The sequence below is a fragment of the Novosphingobium sp. ERN07 genome (assembly GCF_012641335.1).
In the GTDB taxonomy this organism is placed as follows: Bacteria; Pseudomonadota; Alphaproteobacteria; order Sphingomonadales; family Sphingomonadaceae; genus Novosphingobium.
Genome location: NZ_JABAID010000042.1, coordinates 1 through 7,826 on the forward strand (window position 1 = coordinate 1; position 7,826 = coordinate 7,826).

Consider the following 7,826-nt stretch of genomic DNA (forward strand, 5'->3'; position numbering starts at 1 on the left):
ACACCAAAGCCCTTTTACCCATAGACCTGTGCGAGCCCCACCGCGGGTCGTACTTGTAAGACTTTCGTACGCCTGCCGGCGCCCGAAACCCTTCGACATAGCAGTCGTAGGCCGGCGCGAATGAGAGCTCCGGTAGCTGCCGTCCATTCATAAGTAATTTTGCGCTGGAGATTCGGGAAATTCCGGGAAGTGAACTAATAGGCATCCGGAAAGTATTGGGGTGCGATCCTGTGAGGCCTATCAATAAGACTTTTGCTGCATGCCCTGCCTGATCTGCGGCGATCCGAAAACTGTCCGCAGTCACTTGGTGCCTCGCTCGCTGGCGCTAGAGGTAAGGGGCAAGGACAAAACATTGTCACTTCTCTCGCGCACTCCAGGTCGCCCCCAAAGCATGCAGGCGGGCCCGTTCGATCGCGACCTTCTGTGTGACTACCATGAAAAGGTGACAGCGGAACTCGATACTTGTGGAATGAAGTTCATCCGCAAGGCGCGCCAGTTGGTTCGATTGTATCCCGGCGCCCAATCCGTTGACGTTCCCAATCCGTCCCCGGCTAAGCTGTCACGCTTTGTTGCCAGCATCGTGTGGCGGTGCTTCGTCAGCCCACATGGTGAGAACGATCTATTTGCGCTGGCAGAACATCGTGCGACGCTTGAGCGATGGGTGTTTGAGAATGTCTCATCCGACAATCTGACCGCCGTCGCCGCAGCCACCAGTTACACTGTTGGATCTCTTAAGGGACGCATGATCGTCCTTCCATGGCGTGTCGCAGTTCCCGATCGCTGCATATGGCATATGGAGCTTGGCGGCATGTCATTCCTCATGGAGGCCGGCTTCTATTCCAAGTTCAAGCTTATCCCCCCGGCGCGGCTGGAGTTGGCGGATCCAGTAATGGTTTCCATCAACGATGAGACGGATGCGCTAGCTTGGCAGCCGACCGCCGATATCTTGCGGGCGATGCAATCGAGAAATGCGACAAGGCAGCGCTAGGCTGCAGCAGGTAACCGCCGATATTGGTACGAGAGGCATGCGGTGTTGAAGGACTGAACGATCAGGCACCGCCTATGTCACGTCGGAACGTTCCGGTCGGGCCGCGCTTCCTTGGCCCAAATAATGCGCCCATCCTTGATGAAGAAGTGGCTTCGGCATCCGCGAATGCGCCAGATAGAGGGATGCAGACTCGCGCGATCGCCCGTGGCGCCACAGGCGATCCAACTCGGATCGTCGTCGCGCATGAGGCTTAGCTGAACTAGCTCGCCGCAATCACACGGGCAAAGAAACGCTGCTGCCCAAGGGTCGTCCGCGTCACCGATAAGATAGACGCGGCGGGCGGCTGGGGCGTCGGGTGTTTCATTGCAACTTTCGATCGTCCAGATGTCGCGCCCCAAAACGCGCGCGAACCAGGAGCGGATGCGAGTGACCAGCTTCATACCATAAATGCTTTCACGCTAAGTTCGGGCATGTCGAGCAACGGCACAATATCCCCGCGCCCGACATGACGGGCCAACAGCGAGCACGGTTCGCCGTCGGGCTCGTATTCGTAGATGCCGTGGCTGAGGCTGATCCGATGCACAGCATAATCGGCGTTCGGATCCAGGCGATACGGGTGCAATCGCGCGAGCAGTTCGTTGACCGCAAGTGAGGCAATCAGACTGTTGAGCTGGATGACCGCGGGACGATCTTCCTCCACCCCCTTGATATACCCCTCTCGACGCAGCGCGCGGTATTGCGCGGGATCGGCGCGCATTAGTCCGGCGACGCGGACCTGTTCGATCGAATAGACGTGCCGGCTAAACAGGCTCGATCCGCCCGGCTTGAGATAGTGCACGGTGCCGCACACCTGATCAACGCCGCCGACCCCATCAGCTTCAAGCTTTACACCGAGATCGAAATACGGTTGTCCGTAAAAGGAGGCGAGCCGGTTAAGCAGGTGGCGGCCGTCAATGCTGTCCATGCACCCGAAGACAATATCGCACGACGCGATCGCGCGGATGGCATTTGGGTCGAACAGCGATACTGGCCACGTTTCGACGCGCGTACCGAAGCCCAGCTCCTCGATCGAGCAGGCCATGACGTCGACCTTCAATAACTGTTGTTCGGCGTCCTCGAGCCGACTGTTCACGATCCGGTTCAGATTCTTTGGCTCGATGCGATCGGGGTCGACAAGCACGAGCTCACCGACGCAGTTGCGTGCCAGCTGGTCAATGACGACGCTCCCTGTCCCCGAACAGCCGACTACGCCGATCCGTAGCCGACCGAGCGCGGCGAAGGTGCCGGCGCCGAAACTCTGAGCGATCCGGCGGCCATGTTCGGGAACGAAGTCCGTCACAGGCGTAGTATCCCACACGCGGATGTCGTCCCCGACGCATAGAACCCGATCGAATGCCGGAAATCCGCCGTGTTCGTCGAAGAGCCGCCCGAAGATCCGCTCCCCGTCGAGCATGACGGCGCTACCGTGCGGACCATCAGCCCAAGCGCTGATACTGGCAGAGAGCTCCCGATCCGATACGTCGTCGGTTTCGGAGAACCGGTTGACGCCCTCATGACCGTGGATCTTGACCAGACTCAGACCGCGGCGTGCTGCTCGGTCCAAGAGGTCAGGCAGGATATCCGTCGGCCATGTCACACTGTCTGACGTCCGGGAGCAAATGTCATATGGTATCAGGTGAACATCGTTTACGATCAATCGCACGCGTTTCCCGTCCATGGCGCGACCACAAAGCAACAGCGCGACCGCCTCCTTGCCGTCGCCGGGAAAGAGATGGTCACGGAGCATTCGATGCTGGTCTTCGGTCAGCGTGAGCGAAATGGACATCGAAATGCTACCCTTTACGGAGTTCGCGCGCCAACCAATCGTCAACCAATGCAAAGTGGGTAGATAGACTGTCCAGTCCCGGCCTCCACGGATTGGTACCAGTCCGGTGGCGGCTCCATCGCTGCCATATCTTGTTGTCGAAACTGTCGTCGCTGGTCGCACCGATCGCCCGCCCGTCCACCCGGTGCAGTGCCGGACTGAAGTAGACCATATCGATCTGCGTGTCGGGATAGCCAGGATCGATCCTGACATTCACGTCGACCTTGTCGACGTTATAGCCCGACGGCACCGGCCAGCCGTAGATTACGACCCTGGGATTTCCGCCTTCGGCGACCAGTTCGTAGACGAGGTCGAGATTTTCGAGCCAGTCGGCGTCCTCTTGAGGCATCGAAAATTGTCGCCGCCCCGCGCCCAGCCCCTCGGTCTGATCGAGCGGGAGCGTGACAAACTTTTCGACCCCCGGTTCGCGCAGATCGACGCGTTCGTCCAACTGCAGGCGCTGCGGCTTACCTTTGTCTTTGAGATAGAGCGCGAAATGCTCGGGTGGCGTCTTGCCGGCGAGTGTCAGCAGCTCCCGAGCAGTCGGCGTCGCGTTGTCGAGCTCGTACTCGTTCTTGTCGATCTGAATCTTGAACGGCTTCGACTTCTTATCGTCGGTCATCGCGGGTCTCCTTTGTCCATGCCGCTTCATGCTGGTGACGAGTTGGCTCGCGGACATCGAAGCATAAGAAATTTATTTTATTTGGTGGTTGTCCGCGTCGTGTGTTGAGACCAGCATAGAGGCACATGGCAGCCACGCGCGCACATTCGGCAGACGACCAATATGCCTCCACAGCAGAGGCGGCGATGGCGGTCGCAGCACTGACTGAAGCCGATTTCGCGCGTCTGGGTCAGATTGCACGGCTGCGCGCCCGTGGACTCGAGCGGCTTGGTTGGGACGATTTGCTACACGAAGCCGTCGAGCGTACACTTGATGGCAGGCGGCGTTGGCCGTCGTCGGTTCCGTTCGTGGTGTTCATGCGCGAGGTGATACGCAGCATCGCCAGCGAAGCTCGGCGCGTTCAGGTTTGGGAAGTTTCGGGTAGTGCGGCTGACGACGCCATTGCGGCCATGCCGGCGCCAGCAGCTGATCCCGAGCTGGAAGCAATCGGGCGCGATTTGTTGACGTCGATCGAGCAACTGTTCGTCAATGACGATACGGCGCTCGGCGTGATCCACGGACTGATAGACGAGCTGGCCCCCAGTGAAATCCAGGATAGGCTCGGTATCGACCAAACAACTTATGATAGCACACGCAGGCGCATTCGGCGTAAGATTGCGGCGGCCCAGGAGATGTTTGCATGAAGGCCATGATCAATAATGTAGGTGCGTTGACTGACCGCGCCATAGCGCTGGTCGAGGACGCGTTGATTGAGTGCCGAGACGACGAGGTTCTGGCATCGTCGGCTGCACGCGGCATTGCGCGCGAGGCGCGTGCGGTGGTTGATTCCGTTGTCCGCCGTGCACGACCTGCCGCCTTGACTCGGCCGGTTGAGCCCCGCCGCGTCAGCCGCCGTGGTGCGCGTCGGGCGGCACCGCAGCGAACGATCATGCGTGACCTCCTTGTTGCCAGTGCGCGGGTTCGCGATATTACGGGCAAGGTTGACGTCGAAGAGATGAGCGATATCGAGATCGATGTGGCGCTGGAGCAACTGGCGGCGCTCGGGATAGTGCCCGACGAAAAGAAGTAGGGAAGCGATCGATGGTGCGGATAGTCGAGAAGAGATTTGACCGGGTCGGCAAGCGCCGCGGCAAACTCACGTCGCGCAGCATGACGAGTGCACAGGGCAAGCGCGTACAGGGCGCGCGCGTCGATGCGCAAAGCGAGTCGTTTGGCGAAGATCTGCTAGCATCGTTTGCGCGCTCGGTTGATCGCGCGCGTCGCGAAAATAAGCTTCTGTTTGGTCATCGCGATCGTGTAGATGGCGACGACGTCTAGCCGTCCCAAGCTCTGGATCGTCGCGGGGCCAAACGGTTCGGGCAAGAGCACGCTCTACGACACCACGCTAATCGACGATTTTGGGCGATCGGTGTGGATCATCAATCCCGATCTGCTCACCCAACGCATCGTTGACCAAGAGAGGCTCGAGCGTGATACCGCGAACCGCCAAGCGGTCGAACGGATCATGGCATGGCTCGAAGCATCGTTGAAAACCCACCATACGGTTGGCGTCGAAACCGTGCTGTCGACAGACAAATATCGGGCACTAGTCGAGGCTGCGCGTGAGGGCGGCTTCGAAATTTGCTTGATCTACGTGATGCTGCGTTCGCCCGAACTCAATATCGAACGCGTTCGGGTTCGCGTGGCTCGAGGGGGTCACGATGTGCCTCGTGAGAAGATCACGGCGCGATTCTACAGGTCCCTCGCGCAGCTGCCCTGGTTTCTCGATCACGCTGATCGCGCCTATATCTTCGACAACAGCGGTGCCGAACCTCGGCAAGTTGCCGAAAAGCTCGACGACGGCGCGATTGCGCTTGATCCTGATGCCCCAGAGGCGTTGCGGCGCGCGCTCGCCGACCCGCCCCAAAACTGAGTGGGTCGCCTCCGCCCTTCTATCTACCGTCCTGACAGATTGCCCGTTGCCGCGCGCGGCCGGCTGTAGTCTAAGTTGCTTCAGAACGACGTGAGTCCCTCGCGTCGCCGGGGTAACGACCCCGAACATCGGCGAGTTCCGACCGGATGCTGACATGACGACCGAAATCGCCGTAATCAACCGGCTCGGCGTTGCGCTAGCTGCCGACAGCGCGGTTACGATTCCGGGCTATGACGGCGGGGACAAGGTCTTCAATACCGGCGACAAGCTGTTCGAGCTGAGCGAACTCTATCCTGTTGCGCTTATGGTCAACGGCAGCATGGATTTCCTCGGGGTACCGTGGGAGATCATAGCCAAGGAGTTTCGCTGTACGCCGCCCAAAGATGCAGCGAAGCTGTCGATCGAACAATGGATGGTGAGCTTCCTCGCGTTCGTGGCAGACCATCCCACAGTAAAGCCCGACGATGTCAGCCGCTGGCAGGATGGGCTGATCCGCGAAGAGGCCGAAGGGCTAAGTGAGCTTGTGCGCGATCGGCTAGAAGAGGTTGCCGCGCAAGATGGTAATCAGAACCTGCAGCACATCCTTCAAGCGCTGTACACTGAGACGATGAAGGCACGGATCGAGTATTTCGTCCAAGAGCCGACGCTCTCCAGCCTTGAGGGATTGGCGGAGAAAGATGTCATCCCGACAGTGCGATCTCTAGTCGGCGAGTTGGAAGACGGAGTACTCCCGTTTGAACCCAACGACGATCAGCGCGAAATGTTCTCTCGTCTGGTCACACAGCGCTTGCTTAAGGATTTGGATCGTCTGACTGCTACCGGCCTGATCATCTGCGGCTTTGGCGGCAAGGACCTATTTCCGTCATTGTGCGCAGTCGACATCGACGGCCATGTCGCGCAGAAACTACGATATCGCCAATCACACAACGTGACGATCGAACGCGGCGGCGACACCGGGGCGGCCATCTCGTTCGCCCAGACCGATGTGGTCGACCGCTTGCTGCGCGGCACCGACAACCGTTTCATCGACGAGGCGCGAAAATTCATTGAAGAAAATGTGTCGCAGAGTCTCGCGGCCAATTTCGCCCGGCTCAATCTCAGAATCGTCAAAAGCGATGACACCGAAATTTCGGCCAAGGATATGGGGGGGCACCTTGGCAACCTCATCGCCCTACAGTTCGAGACAAAGTTCGTCAGGAAGTTGACCAAAGAATTCGAGCGCAAGTTCAAAGAAACGATTGCGCTCATGCCTAAGCAGGACCTGATCGAGCTCGCCGAGGCGCTCGTCAGTATCACGGCAATCGAACGCAAGGCGTCGGACGACGCCGGCACCGTCGGCGGACCCATCGACGTTGCGCTGATCACGCGATCAGAAGGGTTCGTGTGGATCAAGCGCAAGCATCATTTTAACGCCGAGTTGAACCCGAGATACATGTGGAGGCGTTTCGGCCTCCTGACCAAGGAAGAGAGCAATGGCCAGGCGCAGAGCTAGCAGCGCGTCATTCGGCGTGCCACACCGATCGACGCCGACAAGTCGGCGGTTCGAGGAATCGATTCACCAGTTGACGACCGAGTCGATCGAGGAGGCACTCAAGGAGATCGAGGAAGCGCTGCAGAAGCGATATGGCCAACGCCCTGCCGAGCGGAAGAAGCGACCCGCCTGATCGCGGGCTCGTATAGCGCTAATCTAGATGAGCTGAATCAGCACACTGCCTCGAACACAAAAATAATACTCTCAGATGTCCGCGAGCGTAGCCACGGACAGCCTATCCCTTTGAATGCCAATCATGGGGTTCGGGAGCGGTGTCGCAAGCCGGCTTACCCGACAGCGCGGGGAAGGAGGAAGACGAATATGGGCAAGAACCAACATGTGGTGCCGCACGAAGGCGGCTGGGCGGTCCGCGGAGCGGGCAACGAGCGCGCGACATCGGTGCACGAAACTCAGGCTGCTGCGATTGAGGCGGCACGCGGAATCGCGCGAAACCAGCACAGCGAGCTGCTGATCCACGGCCGCAACGGCCAGATCCGCGAGCGAGACAGCTTTGGCGGCGATCCTTTCCCGCCGCGCGGCTGAGAAACCTTGGGGCTGCGCACCTGCGCGGCCCCTACCGCAATCGGCGGCTTTTGGGGTGCTGAAAGCGATTGCGAACCACCGATATTGGGGGCGCGCAGCTGCCATCATACATAGCCAAACGAAGGGCAGCGATCCGCCAGCAGCGCCTTAAAACCTGCCGTTCCGGTTTGTCCGCGAGCCTGGACATCGGTGCGAGGGTTTCTGCGGCCCGCCGAATGGCCGCTTCCATTGTAGGCGGACATTCACATCCGCAGCGCTAAACGGCAAGAATGTCGAAGGGTTTCGGGCGCCGGCAGGCGTACGAAAGTCTTACAAGTACGACCCGCGGTGGGGCTCGCACAGGTCTATGGGTAAAAGGGCTTTGGT

The 7,826-nt window shown here is 59.5% G+C and carries 11 protein-coding genes; 8 read left to right on the forward strand and 3 right to left on the reverse strand.

Going from position 1 to position 7,826, the window contains the following annotated elements:
- The first annotated feature begins 469 nt into the window (after window positions 1-469).
- Complete coding sequence (locus HGI47_RS21675) at window positions 470-988, forward strand: hypothetical protein (protein WP_168854839.1); 519 nt, start codon at window positions 470-472, stop codon at window positions 986-988.
- Window positions 989-1,065: 77 nt separating this feature from the next.
- Here HGI47_RS21675 and HGI47_RS21680 read toward each other — a convergent pair whose 3' ends face one another.
- From HGI47_RS21680 to HGI47_RS21690, 3 genes are read right to left on the reverse strand one after another with little or no spacing between them, the layout of a single operon-like run.
- Window positions 1,066-1,428: a DUF6527 family protein gene (locus tag HGI47_RS21680; protein ID WP_168854840.1), complete on the reverse strand. Its 363-nt coding sequence runs from the start codon at window positions 1,426-1,428 to the stop codon at window positions 1,066-1,068.
- Window positions 1,425-2,813, reverse strand: a complete 1,389-nt coding sequence (locus HGI47_RS21685) for a ThiF family adenylyltransferase (RefSeq protein ID WP_168854841.1) — start codon at window positions 2,811-2,813, stop codon at window positions 1,425-1,427. Before HGI47_RS21685 ends, HGI47_RS21680 begins: the two co-directional genes overlap by 4 nt.
- A 7-nt stretch (window positions 2,814-2,820) precedes the next feature.
- Complete coding sequence (locus HGI47_RS21690; protein WP_168854842.1) at window positions 2,821-3,474, reverse strand: multiubiquitin domain-containing protein; 654 nt, start codon at window positions 3,472-3,474, stop codon at window positions 2,821-2,823.
- A gap of 125 nt (window positions 3,475-3,599) precedes the next feature.
- Here HGI47_RS21690 and HGI47_RS21695 point away from each other — a divergent pair, with 125 nt between their 5' ends.
- From HGI47_RS21695 to HGI47_RS21725, 7 genes are all read left to right on the forward strand, one after another.
- Window positions 3,600-4,157 carry a hypothetical protein gene (locus tag HGI47_RS21695; RefSeq protein WP_168854843.1) on the forward strand — a complete coding sequence of 186 codons (558 nt, stop codon included), beginning with the start codon at window positions 3,600-3,602 and terminating at the stop codon, window positions 4,155-4,157.
- Window positions 4,154-4,543, forward strand: coding sequence for a hypothetical protein (locus tag HGI47_RS21700; RefSeq protein ID WP_168854844.1), 390 nt, complete (start codon window positions 4,154-4,156; stop codon window positions 4,541-4,543). Before HGI47_RS21695 ends, HGI47_RS21700 begins: the two co-directional genes overlap by 4 nt.
- A gap of 11 nt (window positions 4,544-4,554) precedes the next feature.
- The gene (locus HGI47_RS21705) at window positions 4,555-4,791 is read left to right on the forward strand and encodes a hypothetical protein (protein ID WP_168854845.1); all 237 of its coding nucleotides are present in this window, start codon (window positions 4,555-4,557) and stop codon (window positions 4,789-4,791) included.
- On the forward strand, window positions 4,775-5,386 hold the full coding sequence (locus HGI47_RS21710; RefSeq protein WP_168854846.1) for an AAA family ATPase: 612 nt from the start codon (window positions 4,775-4,777) through the stop codon (window positions 5,384-5,386). Before HGI47_RS21705 ends, HGI47_RS21710 begins: the two co-directional genes overlap by 17 nt.
- A 154-nt stretch (window positions 5,387-5,540) precedes the next feature.
- The gene (locus tag HGI47_RS21715) at window positions 5,541-6,878 is read left to right on the forward strand and encodes a hypothetical protein (RefSeq protein ID WP_168854847.1); all 1,338 of its coding nucleotides are present in this window, start codon (window positions 5,541-5,543) and stop codon (window positions 6,876-6,878) included.
- A gap of 16 nt (window positions 6,879-6,894) precedes the next feature.
- Entirely contained in the window at window positions 6,895-7,050 is a 156-nt protein-coding gene (locus HGI47_RS21720) for a hypothetical protein (RefSeq protein WP_168854848.1), read from the forward strand.
- 188 nt (window positions 7,051-7,238) lie between these two features.
- On the forward strand, window positions 7,239-7,460 hold the full coding sequence (locus HGI47_RS21725; RefSeq protein ID WP_168854849.1) for a DUF2188 domain-containing protein: 222 nt from the start codon (window positions 7,239-7,241) through the stop codon (window positions 7,458-7,460).
- Window positions 7,461-7,826 lie beyond the last annotated feature (366 nt).

Bases quoted from the DNA above. Each gene is read 5' to 3' on its own strand.
- HGI47_RS21700 (WP_168854844.1), top strand. From the start codon at position 4,154: ATGAAGGCCATGATCAATAATGTAGGTGCGTTGACTGACCGCGCCATA.
- HGI47_RS21690 (WP_168854842.1), bottom strand. From the start codon at position 3,474: ATGACCGACGATAAGAAGTCGAAGCCGTTCAAGATTCAGATCGACAAG.
- HGI47_RS21680 (WP_168854840.1), bottom strand. From the start codon at position 1,428: ATGAAGCTGGTCACTCGCATCCGCTCCTGGTTCGCGCGCGTTTTGGGG.
- HGI47_RS21675 (WP_168854839.1), top strand. From the start codon at position 470: ATGAAGTTCATCCGCAAGGCGCGCCAGTTGGTTCGATTGTATCCCGGC.
- HGI47_RS21685 (WP_168854841.1), bottom strand. From the start codon at position 2,813: ATGTCCATTTCGCTCACGCTGACCGAAGACCAGCATCGAATGCTCCGT.
- HGI47_RS21705 (WP_168854845.1), top strand. From the start codon at position 4,555: ATGGTGCGGATAGTCGAGAAGAGATTTGACCGGGTCGGCAAGCGCCGC.
- HGI47_RS21710 (WP_168854846.1), top strand. From the start codon at position 4,775: ATGGCGACGACGTCTAGCCGTCCCAAGCTCTGGATCGTCGCGGGGCCA.
- HGI47_RS21715 (WP_168854847.1), top strand. From the start codon at position 5,541: ATGACGACCGAAATCGCCGTAATCAACCGGCTCGGCGTTGCGCTAGCT.
- HGI47_RS21725 (WP_168854849.1), top strand. From the start codon at position 7,239: ATGGGCAAGAACCAACATGTGGTGCCGCACGAAGGCGGCTGGGCGGTC.
- HGI47_RS21695 (WP_168854843.1), top strand. From the start codon at position 3,600: ATGGCAGCCACGCGCGCACATTCGGCAGACGACCAATATGCCTCCACA.